Raw genomic sequence first — 18,863 nt, forward strand, 5'->3', positions numbered from 1 at the left:
GCCGGGCGCTGCTACCTTCCCACCTAACAAACGTTTGGTGGAAAGGTAGCGGATCTGCTCATGGGTGTCTCCACCTCCGCCCCCGAAGCGGGCGTCGCCGTCGTCACCGTGGACTTCCCACCGGTCAACGCCCCTCCCGTGCACGGCTGGTACGAGCTGGCCGACGCGCTGCGCGCCGCGGGCGACGACCCAGGGGTGCGCTGCGTGGTCCTGACCGCCGAGGGCCGGGGTTTCAACGCGGGCGTGGACATCAAGGAGATGCAGCGCACCGAGGGGCACCAGGCGCTCATCGGCGCCAACCACGGCTGCCACGCGGCGTTCGCGGCCGTCTACGACTGCCCGGTCCCGGTGATCGCCGCGGTGCACGGCTTCTGTCTCGGCGGCGGTATCGGCCTGGTGGGCAACGCGGACGCGATCGTGGCGGCCGAGGACGCGACGTTCGGGCTGCCGGAGCTGGACCGGGGAGCGCTGGGCGCGGCCACCCATCTGGCCCGGCTGGTCCCGCAGCATCTGATGCGCGCGCTGTACTACACCGCGCGCACCGCGACCGCCGAGGAGCTGCACCGGCACGGCTCGGTTTGGCGGGTGGTGCCGCGCACCGGGCTGCGGGACGCCGCGCTGGAGCTGGCCCGGGAGATCGCCGCCAAGGACGGTGCGCTGCTGCGGCTGGCCAAGGCGGCCATCAACGGCATCGACCCGGTGGACGTCCACCGCAGCTACCGCTTCGAGCAGGGCTTCACCTTCGAGGCGAATCTCGCGGGGATATCCGACCGGCACCGGGACGCGTTCGTCTCGGGCAGGGCCGGGTCAGGGGCGGGATCCGGGGGCGGTGAGGGCCGATGAGCGACAAGCGGATGAGCGCGGACGAGGCCGTCGGCCGGATCGAGAGCGGCATGACGGTCGGCATCGGCGGCTGGGGCTCCCGGCGCAAGCCGATGGCGCTGGTGCGCGCGCTGCTGCGCTCGGACGTCCGCGATCTGACCGTGGTCACGTACGGCGGGCCGGACGTCGGGCTGCTGGCCGCCGCCGGGAAGATCCGCAAGCTGGTCACGGCCTTCGCCACGCTCGACTCGATCCCGCTGGAGCCGCACTTCCGGGCGGCCCGCGAGCGCGCGGCCTTCGAGCTGGTGGAGCTGGACGAGGCGATGTTCCTGTGGGGGCTGACCGCGGCCGTGCACCGGCTGCCCTTCCTGCCGATCCGGGCGGGCCTCGGGTCGGACGTGATGACGGTCAACCCCGGCTTGCGGACGGTGGTCTCGCCGTACGAGGACGGCGAGGAGCTGGTGGCGGTGCCCGCGCTGCGGCTGGACGTGGCGCTCGTCCACCTCAACCGGGCCGACGCGCAGGGCAACGGCCAGTACCTGGGCCCCGATCCGTACTTCGACGACCTGTTCTGCGAGGCGGCGGAGCAGGCGTATCTGTCCTGCGAACGCGTCGTCCCCGCCTCGGAGTTCCTTGCGGCGGCCGGTCCGCAGTCCCTGCTGGTGGGGCGCCATGCGGTGACCGGCGTCATCGAGACCCCGCACGGCGCGCACTTCACGTCCTGCGCCCCCGACTACGGACGGGACGAGGCGTTCCAGCGCGCGTATGCGAAGGCCGCCGCCGACCCGGCGGCCTGGGAGGCGTTCACCCGGCGGTTCCTGGCCGGGGACGAGGAGACGTACCAGGCCGCGGTCGCGGCGTACGCGGAGGAGGGCACCGAGCTATGACCGTCACCCGGGCCGAGTACTGCGTGCTGGCCTGCGCAGAGGCATGGCGGGGCGACGGGGAGGTGCTGGCCGCCCCGATGGGCCTCGTCCCCCGGATCGGCGCCCGGCTGGCGAGACTCACCTTCGCGCCCGATCTGCTGCTCACCGACGGGGAGGCGCTGCTGGTCGACGCCGATGACGAGACGGTCGAGGGCTGGCTGCCGTACCGCCGCCATCTCGGTCTGGTCATGGGCGGCAAGCGCCATGTGATGATGGGCGCGAGCCAGCTCGATGCCCATGGCAACCAGAACATCTCCTGCGTCGGCGACTGGAAGCAGCCCCGGCGGCAGCTGCTGGGTGTGCGCGGGGCGCCCGTCAACACCCTCAACAATCCGACGAGTTACTGGGTGCCCCGGCACTCCCCACGCGTCTTCGTCGAGCGCGTCGACATGGTGTGCGGCGTCGGCCACGACCGGGCCACTGCCGCCGGCCCCTCCGCGACCCGCTTCCACCGCATCCCCCGCGTGGTGACCGACCTCGCGGTGCTCGACTTCGACACCCCGGACCGCACCATGCGGGTGCGCTCCCTGCACCCGGGCGTCTCCGCCGAGCGGGTGCGGGAGGCGACCGGTTTCCCGCTCGCCCTTGCCGACGGCGTTCCCGCCACCCGGGAGCCGACCGCCGAGGAGCTGCGGCTGATCCGGGAGGTCATCGATCCGGCGGGGCTGCGCGAGCGGGAGGTAAGGGCCTGATGGACACCGCGCTGACCCGGCTCGCCGGCGTCCGGTATCCGATCGTCCAGACGGGCATGGGGTGGGTGGCGGGCCCCCGGCTGGTCTCGGCGGCCGCGAACGCCGGGGCGCTGGGCATCCTGGCCTCCGCCACGATGTCCCCGGAGCGGCTGCGGTCGGCGGTGCGGGAGGTCGCGTCCCGCACCGAGGCCCCGTTCGGGGTCAATCTGCGGGCCGACGCGGGGGACGCCGCGGAGCGGGTGCGGATCATCATCGAGGAGGGCGTGCGGGTGGCGTCCTTCGCGCTGGCGCCGAAGCGGGAGCTGATCGCCCGGCTGAAGGACGCGGGCGTGGTGGTCGTCCCGTCCGTGGGCGCCCGGCGGCACGCCGAGAAGGTGGCGGGCTGGGGCGCGGACGCGGTGGTGGTGCAGGGCGGCGAGGGCGGCGGCCACACCGGCGAGGTGGCGACCACGGTGCTGCTCCCCCAGGTCGTGGACGCGGTGGACATCCCGGTGGTGGCCGCGGGCGGCTTCCACGACGGGCGCGGCCTGGTGGCGGCGCTCGCGTACGGGGCGGCCGGGATCGCCATGGGCACCCGCTTCCTGCTGACCTCCGACAGCACCGTCCCGGCCGCGGTGAAGGCCCGCTATCTGGCGGCTTCGGCCTCGGACATCACGGTCACCACGGCGGTGGACGGGCTCCCCCACCGGATGCTCCGCAGCGAGCTGGTCGCCTCCCTCGAACGCTCCGGGCGCGCCGCCGCCCTCGTACGGGCCGCCCGCCACGCCGCGGCGTTCCGCCGGCTGTCCGGGCTGAGCTGGCCGCGCATGGTGCGCGACGGCCGGGCGACGCGGCGCGCCAAGGGGCTCTCCTGGAGCCAGGTGCTGCTGGCCGCGAACACCCCGATGCTGCTGAAGGCGTCGATGGTGGACGGCCGCACCGACACCGGTGTGATGGCCTCCGGGCAGGTGGCGGGGGTGATCGACGATCTGCCGTCGTGCGCGGAGCTGGTGGAGCGGATCATGGCCGAGGCGGCCGAGGCCCTGGACCGGATGCCCGGCGGCCGTACAGTGGGGTGAAAGCGGCCAGACCAGGACATCGGTACTGGAGGAGGTCATGGCCGACCCCAAGGGCTTTCTCACCACACCTCGCCGCCTTCCCTCCCGCCGTCCGGTGGAGGAGCGGGTGCGCGACTGGGACGAGGTGTACGAACCCGGCGGCCTGCTGCCGATCATCGGCGCGCAGGCGGACCGCTGCATGGACTGCGGGATCCCGTTCTGCCACGACGGCTGCCCGCTGGGGAACCTCATCCCGGACTGGAACGACCTGGTGTCCCGCGACGACTGGCGGCGGGCGAGCGAGCGGCTGCACGCGACCAACAACTTTCCGGAGTTCACCGGGCGGCTGTGCCCGGCGCCCTGCGAGAGCGCGTGCGTGCTGGCGATCAACCAGCCCGCGGTGACCATCAAGAACGTCGAGGTCGCCATCGCCGACCGGGCCTGGGAGAGCGGCTACGCGGTCCCGAAGCCGCCGGAGCGGCTGTCGGGGCGCACCGTGGCCGTGATCGGCTCGGGCCCGGCCGGGCTGGCCGCCGCCCAGCAGCTCACCCGCGCCGGGCACACGGTGGCGGTGTACGAGCGGGACGACCGGGTGGGCGGGCTGCTGCGGTACGGCATCCCCTCGTTCAAGATGGAGAAGCACCATCTGGACCGGCGGCTGTGGCAGATGCGCGCGGAGGGCACCAAGTTCCGTACCGGCGTGGGCGTGGGCACCGATGTGGACGCCGCCGAGCTGAGGGCACGCTACGACGCGCTGGTGATAGCGGTGGGCGCGCGGGCCTGGCGCGAACTGCCCGTGCCCGGCCGGGAACTGGCCGGGATCCACCAGGCGATGGAGTACCTGCCGATGGCCAACCGGGTGCAGGAGGGCGACTACGAGCGGCCGCCGATCACCGCCGAGGGCAAGCACGTGGTGATCGTCGGCGGCGGAGACACCGGCGCGGACTGCCTGGGCACGGTGCTGCGGCAGGGCGCCGCCTCCGTGACCCAGCTGGACATCCACCCCCGGCCCGGGGACGAGCGGACCGAGGGCGAGCCCTGGCCCACATACCCCAAGATCTACCGGTTGTCCGCCGCGCACGAGGAGGCGCGGGAACTGGCGGCCGCCCCGGAGGCGGACGTGGACGCCCGGGTGTTCTCGGCCACCACCGTCCGCTTCGAGGGGGACGCGCCGGGCCCGGGGCGGCCGCACGGCAGGGTCCGGTCGCTGCGCCTGGTCGGGGCGGCTTCCGACGCTCCCGACCCGGAGGAGGGACGGGCGGAGGCCGGCGGCGAGCGGGTGCTGCGGGCCGATCTGGTGCTCCTCGCGCTCGGCTTCAGCGGCCCGGAGCGGGACGGCGGGCTGTTCGGCCAGCTCCGTCTGGAGCTGGACGCGCGCGGCAACATCGCCCGCGACGCCGATTTCGCCACCGGCCGGGAGGGCGTCTTCGTGGCCGGTGACGCGGGCCGCGGACAGTCGCTGATCGTGTGGGCGATCGCCGAGGGCCGCTCGGCCGCGGCCGCGGTGGACCGCTATCTGGCGGGCGCCACCGCCCTCCCGGCCCCGATCGGCCCGGCGGACCGGCCCATGACGGCCTGACCTGGGGCAGGTTCGGACCCCGGTCGAGTGAACGTCCGGCCGCAGCTGAGTACTGTGCGACCATGAACTCGCAACCGCCGCTCCGTCCCCTCGCCGACGGTGTGCACCTGTGGACTCCCACGCCCGGCGCCGGATGGGGACTCGCCAACTGTGGACTGATCGTGTCCCCCGATGGCACCGCCGCCTGGATCGACACCCCCTACGACCGGCACATGGCCCAGGACTTCCTGGAGCGCAGCCGGTCGCTGCTGCCCGAGGGAGGCCGGATCGGGCGAGTGATCGTCACCCATGCGAACGGTGACCATCTGTGGGGTGCGGAGGTCGTGCGCGGCGCCGACATCGTGGCCACCCGCGAGGCGCTCGGCCACATCGAGTACGAACCGGCTCCGCAAGCGCTGCACGCCATGGTGCGCGGCAGCGACCCGGCGACGCCGCTCGGATGGTATCTCCAGAGCCACTTCGGACGGTTCGACTGGGACGGCACCGAGGTCGTCCAGCCCACGACGACGTTCACGGGCGAGCTGGACCTGCGGATCGGGGAGGTGCCGGTGCAGCTGACGGCGCTGCCGGCCGCGCACACCACCGGCGATCTCCTCGCGTATCTGCCGCGGCAGAAGGTGGCGTTCACCGGCGATGTCATCTTCGCCTCCAGCCCTCAGGACCCCGGCGACCACGCGGTGCACTGGGCCGGTCCGCTGGACAGCGTGATCGCCGCCTGTGAGCGGGTGCTGGACACCGGGGCGCAGACCATCGTCCCCGGCCATGGCCCGGTGCTGGACCGGGAGGGCGTCCGCGGCCACATCGGCTATCTGGAACACATCCGGGACCGGGCACGGCAGTTGCACACGGCCGGGGTCCCCGCGCTGGAGGCGGCCCGCACGATCATCGCCGAGAAGGCGTATCCGCTGCCGGGGCTGCCCGAGCGCATGGTGATCACGGTGGGCACCGAGTACCGGCATCTGAACGGCGGGGAGGACCGGCCGGACATCGTCGCCATGATCGCCGATGTCGCCCAGGTGGCCTGGGATCTGCGGCAGGGCTGACCTGCCGACCGCCCCCGGTGTCGTACCCGGTGGATAACGTTTTCGGTGTGGGCGGCGACAGGCCGCTCACGGCGAGGGGTTACGCTCCCGTGCGGGTCGGCGCGGAGGGAAGGCAGTGGCACAGGTAGCGGGGGAAAGCCGGCATGCGCCGGGCCGTGGGGTGATCGACCTGGCCGACCGCCGGGCGCTGTTGGCCTGCCGTCCCGACGATCCGGCGGTGGCCGAGGAAGGCCGCAGGCTCAAGGAGGCGGCGCTGCTGGACTTCGGGGTCAAGGACAGCGTGGTGGCCTCGTGGCTGTACGCCAAGTGCCACCACCAGATCCCGACCACGGCGGTGGACACGGCGGCGGTGGTGGCCACGGGGGACGGCACCTGTCTGCTCCTGTACAACCCGGAGTTCTTCGTCGCGATCGGGCCGAGCGGGGTGCGGTTCGTCCTGTTCCACGAGGCGCGGCATCTGATCCACCGCCATCTGTACGTGGACGAGGAGCTGCGCGCCGACCCGGTCTTCGACCTGGCGGCCGAGGTCGCGATCAACCATGTGGCGCTGCTCCGGCTGGCGCAGGGCGGTCTGCCGACCCGTGAGGTGCCGGACGGCGCGGGCGGCACCCGCCGGGAGCCGGTGGGCGTCGATCCGCACGAGGTGCACCGGCGGTATGTGGCCGATCTGCGCGAGCAGGGCTTCGAGCCGCTGTCCTACCGGGAGTTCACCGAGACCGATCTGAGGATCTACGGCGAACTGAAGCGGATGCGCACCCCTCCGGTGCCGCCGGTCCTGTGCGTCCACATGGACCAGGGCGGGGGCGGCGAGGGGGGCGGGGCGAGGCACCGGCTGCCGATGGACGCGGAGGCGGTGACCTCGGCCGTCGAGGGGACGCTGGCCGAGGTGATACGCGGCGCGCTGCGCGGCGAAGGGCTCGCCCGGGACGAGCTGCTGGCCCTCGCGGACCGCACCTCCGGTGGCGGCAAGCGGCTGGAGAAGATGTGGGGGCGGATGGGGCTGGGCGCGCTGCGCGGTGAAACGCAGCGGACCCGGCGCGTGGAGTGGTGGCGGCGCTGGCTGTCCGACGTCCTCGCCTCCAAGCTGCGCGAGGGCGAGCGGCTGATCTACCCGAAGAAGCAGGGAGCGGTGCTGCTGGCGCTCGGGCACGATCCGATGCTGGCGCGGCGCGGAGCGGAGCGCACCAAGGTCGTGGTCATCGCGCTGGACACCTCGGGGTCGATGGCCCAGCCGGTGATCGACTGGATCACCACGCTGGTGGGCCGCACCGAGGGGGTCGAGAGCCACTGGCTGAGCTTCGACGGCGCGCTGATGCCGTTCGTCCCTGGCGAGCGGGTGCGCGGCGGCGGGGGTACGGACTTCCAGCACGTCGTGGACTACGTGGAGGGGCGGCGGGCGGTGGACGGGCGGCGGTTCGAGGAGCGTGCCGACGCGGTGATCATGGTCACCGACGGCCATGCCCCCAGGGTGGCCCCGGCCCAGCCGGACCGGTGGATCTGGCTGATCACGGACGGCGGTGACGACTGGCCGGAGCGGCACGATCCGCCGATGGCCTGCCACCGGGTGATCACCGGCGACGGCTGAGCCGAGGACCGGGGAACCGCCTCCGCCGAGGGGGCACGGAACACGCAGGAACGAACGACACGGGATAACGGGGGATTCGGTCACCGTGAGCAGTGTGGACACCATGAGCAGTGTGGACACGACGGCACCGGCCAAGAAGGCCCGGCTGGAGCAGTTCATCAGCGCCATGATCGCGATGCGGCAGACAGGGCAGGTCTTCGGCGAGCACGGCATCGGCAAGACGTCGACGTTCCTGTCGTACGTCCCGCGGGCCCATCCGGGCACCCAGGTGATCCTGGTCCCGGCGGCCAACCTCACCCCCGACGATCTGCTGGTGAACGCGCCGGTGCGGGACGACCGCACCGGCGAGCTGGTGCTCACTCAGCTGATCATGCGCCAGCTCACCCCGGGTGTGCCCTTCGTGCTGCTCGTCGACGACTCGCTGCAAGCCGGGGAGACCATCCAGTCCCAGCTGATGCAGATCGCCTGCAACTGGACGCTGGGCGAGCACGATCTGCGCGCGCTCGGCTGCGTCGGGGTCTTCCTCGCGGACAACGAGTCGCTGGCCGAGACAGGCGCCCGGCGCAGCGATCTGGCCGTCCTGGACCGCATGGTCACCCTGCGGATCACGGCCAATGACACCGCCTGGCGGGCCACGCTGGCCGAGCGGTACGGGGACTGGGACCTCACCGGGGTGTTCCAGATCTGGGCCGGGCTCTCCCCGTATCTGCGTTCGCTGCTCTCGCCGCGCACCCTGCAGCACGTCCTGGACTGTGCCCGCGCCGGGTTTCCGCTGTCCTGGGGGCTGCCGCTGGTGGGCGGGGTGCGGCTGCGGCTGCGCGACCGCAAGCCCGACGGCACGCCCGGGGCCGACCGCACCGCCGAGCTGCTGGACGCCGTCGCCGGGGCCCTGGGCGTCCCCAACCCCGCGACCATCCCCGACCCGGTGCGGAGCATCCTGCGCACCGCGGTCCGGGAGCACTGGGCGGTGCTGCTCCAGGGGCCGCCCGGCTGCGGCAAGACGGAGATCACCAAGGCGGTGGTCCGCGAGGAGAGCGGAAGCGATCCGGTGTACTTCTCGCTGCCGGTGACCAACGTGGAGGACCTGTGTGTGCCGATCCCCACGCCGGACGGCACGCTGGACACCCTGTTCAGCCGCGTGCTGGTGGGTCCCGATCCCAAGGTGATCGTCTGGGACGAGTACAACCGCCCCAAGGACAAGGCCACTTTCGCCAAGCTGATGGAGATCACCCAGGAGTGGTCGCTCGCCGGGCGGCCGATCCCGGGGCTGCGCGCCCAGGTCGCCCTCCAGAACCCGCCGTACCACCTCGGCCGCAAGCTGCTGGTCAGCAGCAACAACGTGGCCCAGGCCAGCCGTTTCACGGTGAGCTACGAGGTGAGCCCGCAGGACATCCCGGCGAACGAGTGGCTGATCGCCACCTATGGCGAGACCGCCGAGACGGTTCTGGAGTGGTGGAAGAACGACATCGACGACGAGGGCCGGGACTGGATCACCAAGCGCACCCTGGAGCGGCTGATCAAGCTGCACCACGCCGGACAGCCGCTGGAGATGGGGCTGATCTATCTGGGTGAGGGCGAATACGCCCCGGTGCCGCTGTCCAAGCTGGAAGCGCGGCTCGCCGAGCGGGCCGAGCAGCGGGTGATCGGCCTGCGGGAGATAGCGCGCGAGGTGGACCGCTGGGAGGCCCGGCTCGCGGCCGCGTCCGAAACGTCGGCCGAGGGCACCAATGACACCGATCTGGTGCACCAGGTGCTCTCCAACGCCGAGGTGTCCCAGCTCAAACGGAACGCCGAGGTGGTCGCCCGGCTGCTGCGCCACATGCCGCCCAAGCTGCGCGCCGCCCACATGGTGGGCCAGTCGCCGGAGCGGCAGCGGTTCTGGATCGGCGCGCTGGCCCGGATGACGGAGCTGTCCGGCGCCGGGTGATCCCGGCGCCCCTCTTCCTCTTCCTCTTCCTCCTCCCCCTCTCCCCTCCCGCTCCCCCGCTTCCGCGGCGGGACCGAACGACGAACGGAGCGCACTCCGCGTGGTGACCTACGAACGGGACGCCCTGGTGTCCGCCGCTCTCCAGATGGCGGGCCCCTCCCTGACCTCGGCCCTGATGCCCCGGCTCCGGCAGGAGACGCTGGCCCTGCTCCGGTCCCGGGAGCGGCTGCCCGGCCACCTGGTGGACCAGGTGTTCGCCTCCGGCGACCGGGAGCTGCTGGAGGCCCTGGCCGGGGCGCGGGTCGGCGCCGAGCGGCAGACCGAGATGCTCCGGCTCGCCGAGCTGGCCGACCCCGCGCTCGCCCGCAGGCTCTACAGCGAGCCACTGCCCGGCACCTGGCGGCAGGACCTGCGGCGCGCGGTGCTCAGCGCCGCGGCCGAGCGGACGGCCGACCCCGGCTGGCGCACCCCGGACGGCCTGGTGGACTTCCTGCTGTCCGCCACCGTGAAGTACGACCTGCTCCCGGCGTTGGAAGCGCCCTTCCCCGAGGTGGTGCGGCATGTACTCGAGAAGGTCGGCGCATCGCTGGACACGCCGCAGCAGCTGAGGGCCTGCCGAGCGGCGTTCACCCACGGCGGAGCGGCCGAGCTGGCCGCGCTGGGCGAACTGCCCACGCTGCACCCGGCGGTGGCGGAGGTGGTGCGCCGGGCGGAGGCGGCGCAGGACCCGGCCGCCGTGCTGGAGGAGGCCGAGCGTGCGGCCGTCGAGGCGGCCTCCCGAGGCGGGACGACGTCCCAGGAGGCCGGGGCGACCGCACCGGTGCCCACCGGCGATGAGCTGGTGCGCCGGCTCCGTGAGCTCTGCTACGGAGAAGCGAATCCTCCGCTGGACGCCGTGGACTGGGAGCTGCTGCTGGCGGAGGACAAGCGCGAGCCCTTCCCCGGGCGCCCGCTCATGCTGCTGGCGTCCCGCCCGGACTGCCCGGACGAGCTGGTGCTGGCCATGTACCAGAGGTCCTCGGAGCCCCTCCCGGCCACCTCCCCGCTGCCCTGGCGGCTGCTCACCGAGACCGACTGGAAGGACGGCTACCACCACGACCGTCTGGCACGGCTGCTGCGGCGCGGCATCCGGGAAGGCGCGTTCCCGCTGGACCGCGTCCTCGCCGAGGTGCGGCCCGCCTCCCGGGTGCTGGCCTCCTTGCCGTACGGCAACGAGCCGCTCGGCCCGGCGATGGCCGGGCTGCTGGCGCCGCTGGGCGACGACTTCGCGGCGTGGCGCGCGCTGTATTCACTGCTCCCCCGGTTCGCCGGGACGAGCACGGAGCTGATCGCCGCCGCCGTCGAGCAGAAGGCCAAGCACCGCGGCAAGAGCTGGCCGAGGCCGTTGGAGGCCGAGTATCCGGTGAAGCGCCCGGAGGGGCTCCGCGCGGTGTTCCTCCAGCTGTTCCTCCAGGCCACCGAGGACGTGCGGACGGCGCTGGCACCCCATCTGGACCGGCGCACCGTCCAGCATCTGCTGGTCTTCCACCAGCCGTCGCCCGCCCTGCGCGACCTGTTCGTGAGCCTCCACGGTCCCTCGGTGCTTGCCTGTGTCGCCTCCTTCTGGGAGCTGTCCGAGGAGAAGATCGAGGAGCTGCTGGGACACGACGAGCCCGAGATCAACGCCCATCTGTATGTGTACACGGCGCTCACCGACGAGCAGCGCCGGGGCGTCCTCGCGGGCCGCCGGTTCGGCCGCGTACCGGCGGCGGCCGGGGCGCGGGAGACGGAGCCGCTGCCGATCACCGATGGGCTGATCGAACAGATAATGCTCAGCGGGCGGCGGCACTGGCTGCTGCCGATCTGCGACTCGGGCGATCCGCGGCTGGCCCGCGTCCTGCTCGGCAAGATCAAGCTGCATACGCTCGCCGGACAGCTGCGTCTGCTGGCCGCGGTGTGGGAGCGCCACGGTGCCGAGGAGGTACGGAAGCTGCTGGAGGAGACGGAGTTCCCCGACCGCCGCAGCCGCAAGCATCCGCTGCCGTCCGCCACCCATGAGATCGTCCGCGGCGCGCTGGAGGCGGCGGACGGGCTGTCCGTGCTGCGCGCGGAGCTGGACCGCTCCCGGGGACCGGCGGTCCAGGTGGCGTTCCTGCGTTCCCAGGGCAGCACCGTCGACCTCGTCACCCCGGCGCTGGAGCGGCTGTCCGAGGAGACAGGACCGGGGCTGCCCTGGGCGGAGCTGGCCCGGGGGCACGAGCGCGATCCGCTCCCCGACGCCCTGCTGGTGGTGCTCGCGGAGGCCGGGGACTGTCCGGAGGAGTTGCGCATCGAGGCCGGTGTGGCGCAGCTGCGGCTCGAACACCAGGCGCATCCGCACAAGTCCACCGGGCCCCGGCCGGACCCCTTGGACCTGGTGCGCCACCATCCGCTGCCGTCGGCTCCCCACCGCCGGAACGACTGGCTGGACAAGGCGACCGACCTCGGCACGCTGACCCCGCTGGACGTGCTGCACGAGGCGAGGCCCGCCGGGGACGCGGCCGCGTATCTGGCGTACCGCCACCACCGCACGCGGGAGAGCGGGCCGGACCCGGCGGCGCTCGCGGCGAACCGCAAGGCTGTGGAGTTGACCGCCGCCCATCTGGGAGCGGACCCGGAGGCCTGGGCGCTGGCGCTGCGGCTGCTGCCCGACTTCACCGGCACCTTCCCCGAGCTGCTGACCACGGCGGCCGCCATCGTGAGTTGAGCACCACCGTCAGTTGACCGGAACCGTCAGCCGAGGGCCGAGGGCAGATCCTGCTCGGCCCAGATGATCTTTCCTTCGCTGGTGTAGCGAGTGCCCCAGCGCTGGACCATCTGGGCGACCAGGAAAAGCCCTCGCCCGCCCTCGTCGGTGATGGCGGCGCGGCGCAGATGCGGGGAGGTGCTGCTGCCGTCGGCGACCTCGCAGATCAGGCTGCGGTTGCGCAGCAGCCGCAGCCTGATCGGACCGTCGGCGTGGCGGATGGCGTTGCCGAGGAGTTCGCTGACGACCAGTTCGGTGGTGAAGACCGCCTCGTCCAGCTGCCAGTCGGCCAGGGTGCGGGCCACCGCGGACCGCATCCCGGCGACCAGGGCCGGGTCCGCGGGCAGGTCCCAGGTGGCGACGTGCCGCTCGTCCAGGGCGGTGGTGCGGGCGACGAGGAGGACCACGTCGTCGGTGGGGCGCGGCGGCAGCAGTGCGCGCATGACGGCGTCGCAGGTGCGCCCCGGGTCGGGGTCGGCGGGGGCGAGGGCCTCGCGCAGCTGGTCGAGTCCGGTGTCGATGTCCCGTTCGCGGTCCTGGACGAGTCCGTTGGTGTAGAGGACCAGCCTGCTGCCCGCGGGCAGCGGGATCCCGGACGCCTCGTACAGCCGCCCGCCGAGCCCCAGCGGCGGACCGGCGGGCAGGTCCGGGATGGTGACGGCGCCGCCCGGTTCGACCACGGCGGGCGGCGGATGACCGGCCCGGGCCAGGGTGCAGCGCTGGGCGACGGGGTCGTAGACGGCGTACAGACAGCTGGCGCCGACCGCGCCGATGCCGCCGGCGGCCTCCTCCTGGTCGAGCTGGGCCACCACGTCGTCCAGCTGGGTGAGGAGTTCATCCGGTGGCAGGTCGACGACGGAGAAGTTGTGGACCGCGGTGCGCAACCGGCCCATGGTGGCGGCGGCGTGCAGTCCGTGGCCGACGACATCGCCGACGACGAGGGCGACCCGGGCGCCGGACAGCGGGATGATGTCGAACCAGTCGCCGCCCACTCCGGCGTGGGCGGGCAGATAGCGGTAGGCGGCGTCGACGGCGTACTGTTCGGGCCTGCCGCGGGGCAGCAGGCTCTGCTGGAGGGCCAGCGCGGTGGCGTGTTCGCGCGCGTAGCGGCGGGCGTTGTCGATGGCGACGGCGGCCTGGCCGACGAGTTCGTCGGCGAAGGACCGGTCCTCGTCGTCGAAGGGGGCGGCCCCCTCCAGCCGCCGGAACTCGACCTGCCCCAGCAGCACCCCGCGGGCGCTGAGCGGTACGGCCAGCAGGGTGTGGCCGGAGGGCGGCCGGGGCCGCTCCTCCCGTACGGCGCCGACCGCGACGCGGCGCATCCGGGACCGCGCGTCGACCGGTTCCTCGCCGCGCAGCACGGACTCCAGCAGGTCGACGGTGGCGAAGTCGGCGAAGCGCGGGACCGCGACACCGGCCAGTTCCTCGGCGGTGCGGGTCATGTCGAGGCTGGTGCCCACGCGCACGCTCGCGTCGTACAGCAGCTCCAGGCGCGCCCATGCCGCGTCGGCCTTGTCGGTCAGCGCCTGGAGTTCGGTGGTGTCGCGCAGGGTGGCGACGCTGCCCCAGCGCTGTCCGCGGCCCGAGGTGGGGCGCTGGTTGACGGCCAGCCGCCGGTCCCCGACCTGGATGACCTCGTCGGTGACGGTCCGTCCGGAGGCGAGCAGTCCGGCGGTCTCCGGGTCGAGTCCGGCGTCGGTGATCCGCCCGCCGCGCACCTCCGGCGGCAGGCCGAGCAGCCGCCGGGCCTCGTCGTTGGCGAGCACCATCCGTCCCTCGCGGTCGAGGATGAGCACGCCTTCCCGGACGGCGCGCAGCACGGCGTCGTGGTGTTCGTACATGCTGGTGAGCTCGGCGGGGTCCAGCCGGTGGGTCTGGCGCCGCAGCCGTCTGCCCACCAGCGCCGCGCCACCGCCGCCGAGGACGAGGGCGAGCGCCGTGGTTCCGGAGAGCAGCGGCAGTTGACGTCTCACCGAAGCGCCCACGCCGGGGAAGGTGACCCCGACGTTGACGATGCCGACGACCCGGCGCCCGGCCCCGGTGACGGGCACCGCCGCGCGGATCGAGGGCGCGGAGAGGGCGACGGCGGGCACCTTGTCCGTGAAGGGCCTGCCGGCCGAGGCCGGATAGAGGGGAAGGGCGGCGCGGGTGCCGATGAGCTTGGGGTCGGGGTGGGTGTAGCGGACGCCCCGGGGGCTGGTCACCACGATGTAGGCGACCCCGGACGCGCGCCGGAGCCTCGCCGCGTAGGGCTGGAGGGCCGCGGACGGATCGCGGGACCGCAGTGCCCGGAGGACGCCGGGGGCGGACGCGAACGTCTCCGCGATGCTGAGAGCACGCCCCCGGGCCTGGCTCTCATGGCCACTGCGGGCCTGGAGGACCAGGGTGGCCCCCGTGGCGAGCACCAGCAGCGTCACGATCACCAGCATCAGGGCGCACACCTGCCCGGCGACGCTGCGCAAGCCCAGGGCAGAACGCACCTTCACACGGTTTTTGTCTCACAGATGGACATACGGCGCACCTGCCCCCGGCCGACGGGGAGCCGCCCGGGTGAACCGGTGGTCGGCGCGGACCGTGCCGACTACCTCGTGAGGTGTCCGCCTGCCGCCGTCAGCCAGTCCCGGCGCACCAGGGGCAGGGTGTCCTCCACGGCCGAGCCGTCGGTGACGGGCAGCCATACCTCGAAGCGCGCTCCGGAACGCCCGTCGGGGCGGTCCCGTACGGTGACGCGGCCCTGGTGCAGGGCGATCTGCTGCGCGACCAGGGTCAGGCCGAGGCCGGAGCCGGGGCTGTCCGGACCGCGGCGGAAGCGTTCGAAGACTTCCTCGCGCCGGGCGGCGGCGATACCCGGCCCGTGATCGTCCACGGTGAGCAGCGCGGCCGGGCGGTCCTGATCGTTCGACGGGTGCAGCGCCACGTCGATGCGTGCCGGTCCACCCTCCGTACGGCCATGGGTGGAGGCGTTGGTCAGCAGGTTGCCCACGGCCGAGCGCAGCCCCTGCTCCCAGCCGTGGACGACCAGGCGCGCGGGGGCGCGTACGGACACCGCGGCCTCCGGGTGGGCGCGGCGCAGTTCGGCGGCCGCGTCCTCGACCACCTCCGCGAGGTCCACCGGCGTGAACGCGTCCGCCTCGACCAGGTCGCCCTGCCCGAGTGCCCTCAGCATCACCACCAGCCCGAGCAGCCGGGTGTGTTCACGCCCCAGGTCCTCCAGCACCTCGGCCCGGTCGGCGGGGTCGAGGTCGGCGTGGGCGATGAGGATGTCGAGGTTGGTCCGCATGCTCATCAAGGGGGTGCGCAGCTCGTGGGAGGCGGCCGCGGTGAACGAGCGGGCCGTGGCGAGCGCCTCGTTGGTGCGGGCCGCCTGTTCGTCGTAGCGGGCGAACACGGTCTGCACCGTGCGGGCCAGGTCGTCGACCTCGGTGACCCGGGTCGGCGTGTGCTCCAGGCGCGTGGTGCTGCTCCTGGGGTCCAGGCCGCTCGTACGGCGCTGAAGCCGCCGCAGCGGCAGGACGGCCCGGGCGGAGATCGCCCAGGCGATGGCCCCGGACAGCGGCGCGGCCAGCAGCGTGACCGTCACGACCCGCTCGCGCACCAGGGAGATCTCTTCCTGGTAGGCGCTGTCCGGGGCGAAGATCCATAGGTTCGGGGTGTTCTGCTGCCCCGCGGTGTACACGCGTCGTGACAGCACATGCCAGGACTCGCCGCCGGAGCGGACGGTGACCGGGTTCGGGGCGCGGGCGGGCAGCCCGATGCCGCGGTCGGGCTGCGGACCGGCCGAGATCGTGCCGTCCGGGCCAACCAGCCGGATCCCCATGTCCCGTGCGGAGTCCTCCAGCCGCCGCCGGGACTTCTCCGCGATGACCGGCTGATCGTCCTGAGTGGCGTGCAGGTACCGGTTGGCGTTCTGGGAGACAGCCGTCGCGCGGGCGCTCAGCTGCGCGTCCTGGTGCGCGCGAAGGTCGTCGGCGACCAGGCTCAGCAACAGCCAGCCGGTACCCAGGACCAGGAGGGGGACGCTCACGCCCACGGCGAGCGCGAGCCGGGTGGACAGCCTCACGGTGCGCCTCCGGCCCGCCCGCCCCCGTACTGCGGGCGCTCCTCGCGCAGGACGAAGCCGACTCCGCGAACGGTGTGGAGCGTCCGGTGGCGTCCTCCCGCCTCCAGCTTGCGCCTCAGATAGCTGACGAAGGTGTCCACCACGTCCGTGCGGACCCGGAAGTCATAGCCCCACACCCGGTCCAGCAACTGGTCGCGGCTCAGCACGGCGCCCGCGTTGCGGGCCAGGATCTCCAGCAGCTCGAACTCGCGCCCCGTCAGGTCCAGCGGTGTGCCGTCCACGGACGCCTGGCGGGTGGCCGGTTCGAGGACGAGGCCGCCGACCCGCACCCGGTCGAGGGCGGCCGGCGGGCGGCGGCGCAGCAGGGCGCCCAACCGCAGCTCCAGCTCGCGCAGGGCGAACGGCTTGACCAGATAGTCGTCTCCCCCCGCTTGCAGCCCGGCGATCCGGTCGTCGACCTCGTCGAGGGCGGAGAGCATCAGCACCGGCACGTCGTCGCCGCTCTCGCGCAGCGTGCGGCACACGTCGATACCGCTGATGTCGGGCATGCAGATGTCCAGCACGACGATGTCGGGGCGGTCGGCGCGCATCGCCTCCAGCGCGGCGTGGCCGCCGTCGGCCAGTGTCACGTCGTAGCCGCTGAGCCGGAGTCCCCTCGTCAGCGAGCGCCGGGTGGCATCGTCGTCATCGGCCACGAGCACCCGTCCGGCACTGCCGGTCATGCGCGCCTCCGCTCGGTCGTGTGGGTGGTCCCCGGCCGGGGCGTTCCGGGGACGTCATGTTACGTGTCCTTTCAGGAGCGGGTCCGGGACGCGGTCCGGCAGCTCTCCTCACCCATGCAGCGCTGAAGCCCCGTCAGCGTGCGGTGCAGGGTGGCGCGCTGCTCCGCCGTGAGGGACGAGGCCCGGTTGTTCAGCTGGTTTGGGTCGGAATCCAGCGCGTAGAACTCGCGCTCCCCGTCGGCGTACTCCACGTAGAGGGAGTCCGCGGTGCGGATCGCCCCGTACGTAGGCGGGTTGCCGCTGTCCTCGGGGGCCGCGTCGGGGTCGTCCTTCTTGGAGGCCGCGCGATGGTGCTCGACCAGCACGGCCTGGCGCCAGTCGTCCTCCGGGCGGCCGCGCATCAGGCCGGCGAGGCTGCGCCCGTCCACGGTCGACGGGGGCTCGAGGCCCGCGAGTTCGAGGAAGGTCGGATTGAGGTCGACGTTCTCCGCGAGCTGCGAGACCTTCTCACCGGCCGGTACGCCGGGGCCGGTGGCCATCAGCGGCACCCGGATATCGGTGTCGTAGGCGGTCTGCTTCCCCGGCCGGAGCCGGTGCTCGCCCATGTGGAAGCCGTTGTCCGAGCCGAACACGAGGTAGGTGTCGTCGGCCAGGCCCTTCGCCTTCAGGGTGCTCTGCAGTCGGCCGATCATCCGGTCGACGGCCTGGACGGAGCGCACCCGCTTGGCGAACCTCCGGTCGATCTCCTTCTTCTCCTTCGACGTCAGCGGCGTCAGCCCGCTCTGCCACGGAGGCGCGTCGCGGGTCGCCCGGTCGTAGGCGTCGGTCTGCGGGGCCTTGAGTCCGGGGTACGTGCCCTCGTCGCGCGGTGCGGGCGTTGACGGGCCGTGCGGGGCGAACGTCGCCACTTCCAGCATGAACGGCTTCTTCGCCTCGGCCGAGGAGTCGACGAACGACGTGGCCTTCTCCGACAGCACGTCCGTCAGGTAGTCCTCGGGGGCGTCCCCGTAGGGCACGACCTTGCCGTTCTCATTGAGGTCGTAGTCGTACTCCCTGTATCCGTCCCCGGCGACGTCCCACTCGTCCCAGCCGGAGGGGACGTACGGCTTGGAGGTGCCGTTCTTGTCACCGGGCTGGTATCCGTTGAGGTACTTCCCCATGAACCCGGTCCGGTAGCCCGCGCGTTGCAGCGCGGGCCCGAAGGTCTTCCGTTCGTTGCCGTTCTTCATGAACGCCCTGTAGCCGCCGTCGTTCCCGCTGTTGGTGAAGACACCGGTGTTGTGGGGGTACTGACCGGTGAGGAGGGACGAGCGGGACGGACAGCACAGCGAGTCCGTGGCGAAGAAGTTCGTGAAGGTCGTCCCCTTCTCCTGCATCTGCCGCACGTGCGGCATGTACTTCACGAGGTTCCAGGCCAGATCGTCGGTGAGGACGTACACGATGTTGGGCTTCTTCGTGGAAGCCGAGGCGCCGTCGGCGGACGGGCCACCCTCGGTGGCCGTGTCCGCCGCTCTCGAACACGAGGCCAGCAACACGGCGGCCAGGGCCGCGCACAACGCGGTGCGCAGGGTGCGTGAGTAGCGGTTGCCGAGCATGGGGGCAGCTCCCTGAGGTGGGGGACTCCGGAGCCAGGCACCGTAGGGGGCGACCTTGTGTGATTCTTGTGATGCCGCGGGCCGCGCCACTGGACGCAAGTTTTCGAAGGG

Annotated in this window: 13 protein-coding genes; 9 read left to right on the forward strand and 4 right to left on the reverse strand. The window is 72.9% G+C overall.

The window, feature by feature from the left end; all coding sequences use genetic code 11:
- Positions 1 to 60 precede the first annotated feature (60 nt).
- The 9 genes from ACH4TL_RS28150 (at position 61) to ACH4TL_RS28190 (ending at position 12,336) form a co-directional block, all read left to right on the forward strand.
- Positions 61 to 843: an enoyl-CoA hydratase family protein gene (locus tag ACH4TL_RS28150; protein ID WP_398321078.1), complete on the forward strand. Its 783-nt coding sequence runs from the start codon at positions 61 to 63 to the stop codon at positions 841 to 843.
- Entirely contained in the window at positions 840 to 1,709 is an 870-nt protein-coding gene (locus ACH4TL_RS28155) for a CoA transferase subunit A (protein ID WP_398321075.1), read from the forward strand. The genes ACH4TL_RS28150 and ACH4TL_RS28155 overlap by 4 nt, the downstream gene beginning before the upstream one ends.
- Entirely contained in the window at positions 1,706 to 2,440 is a 735-nt protein-coding gene (locus ACH4TL_RS28160; RefSeq protein ID WP_398321072.1) for a CoA-transferase subunit beta, read from the forward strand. Before ACH4TL_RS28155 ends, ACH4TL_RS28160 begins: the two co-directional genes overlap by 4 nt.
- Positions 2,440 to 3,498: an NAD(P)H-dependent flavin oxidoreductase gene (locus ACH4TL_RS28165; RefSeq protein ID WP_398321069.1), complete on the forward strand. Its 1,059-nt coding sequence runs from the start codon at positions 2,440 to 2,442 to the stop codon at positions 3,496 to 3,498. The genes ACH4TL_RS28160 and ACH4TL_RS28165 overlap by 1 nt, the downstream gene beginning before the upstream one ends.
- Before the next feature lie 37 nt (positions 3,499 to 3,535).
- Positions 3,536 to 5,056: a glutamate synthase subunit beta gene (locus tag ACH4TL_RS28170; RefSeq protein ID WP_398321066.1), complete on the forward strand. Its 1,521-nt coding sequence runs from the start codon at positions 3,536 to 3,538 to the stop codon at positions 5,054 to 5,056.
- Positions 5,057 to 5,118: 62 nt separating this feature from the next.
- Positions 5,119 to 6,099 carry an MBL fold metallo-hydrolase gene (locus ACH4TL_RS28175; RefSeq protein ID WP_398321063.1) on the forward strand — a complete coding sequence of 327 codons (981 nt, stop codon included), beginning with the start codon at positions 5,119 to 5,121 and terminating at the stop codon, positions 6,097 to 6,099.
- Positions 6,100 to 6,259: 160 nt separating this feature from the next.
- Positions 6,260 to 7,684 (forward strand): hypothetical protein, encoded by a 1,425-nt coding sequence (locus ACH4TL_RS28180; RefSeq protein WP_398321355.1) that lies wholly within the window; start codon positions 6,260 to 6,262, stop codon positions 7,682 to 7,684.
- Positions 7,685 to 7,787: 103 nt separating this feature from the next.
- Complete coding sequence (locus ACH4TL_RS28185; RefSeq protein ID WP_398321060.1) at positions 7,788 to 9,611, forward strand: ATP-binding protein; 1,824 nt, start codon at positions 7,788 to 7,790, stop codon at positions 9,609 to 9,611.
- A 100-nt stretch (positions 9,612 to 9,711) separates the two neighbouring features.
- Positions 9,712 to 12,336: a hypothetical protein gene (locus tag ACH4TL_RS28190; protein ID WP_398321057.1), complete on the forward strand. Its 2,625-nt coding sequence runs from the start codon at positions 9,712 to 9,714 to the stop codon at positions 12,334 to 12,336.
- Between the two features lie 26 nt (positions 12,337 to 12,362).
- Here the strand turns inward: ACH4TL_RS28190 and ACH4TL_RS28195 are convergent, their stop codons facing one another.
- The 4 genes from ACH4TL_RS28195 to ACH4TL_RS28210 form a co-directional block, all read right to left on the reverse strand.
- A complete protein-coding gene (locus ACH4TL_RS28195) occupies positions 12,363 to 14,855 on the reverse strand; it encodes a SpoIIE family protein phosphatase (protein ID WP_398321054.1) in 2,493 nt (830 codons plus the stop codon).
- Positions 14,856 to 14,956: 101 nt separating this feature from the next.
- Positions 14,957 to 16,435 (reverse strand): sensor histidine kinase, encoded by a 1,479-nt coding sequence (locus tag ACH4TL_RS28200; RefSeq protein WP_398321051.1) that lies wholly within the window; start codon positions 16,433 to 16,435, stop codon positions 14,957 to 14,959.
- Entirely contained in the window at positions 16,432 to 17,157 is a 726-nt protein-coding gene (locus ACH4TL_RS28205; RefSeq protein WP_398321048.1) for a response regulator transcription factor, read from the reverse strand. The genes ACH4TL_RS28200 and ACH4TL_RS28205 overlap by 4 nt, the downstream gene beginning before the upstream one ends.
- Positions 17,158 to 17,228: 71 nt before the next feature.
- Positions 17,229 to 18,752, reverse strand: coding sequence for a sulfatase (locus ACH4TL_RS28210; RefSeq protein ID WP_398321045.1), 1,524 nt, complete (start codon positions 18,750 to 18,752; stop codon positions 17,229 to 17,231).
- Positions 18,753 to 18,863 lie beyond the last annotated feature (111 nt).

Source organism: Streptomyces sp. NPDC021115 (assembly GCF_044333065.1).
Lineage (GTDB): Bacteria > Actinomycetota > Actinomycetes > Streptomycetales > Streptomycetaceae > Streptomyces.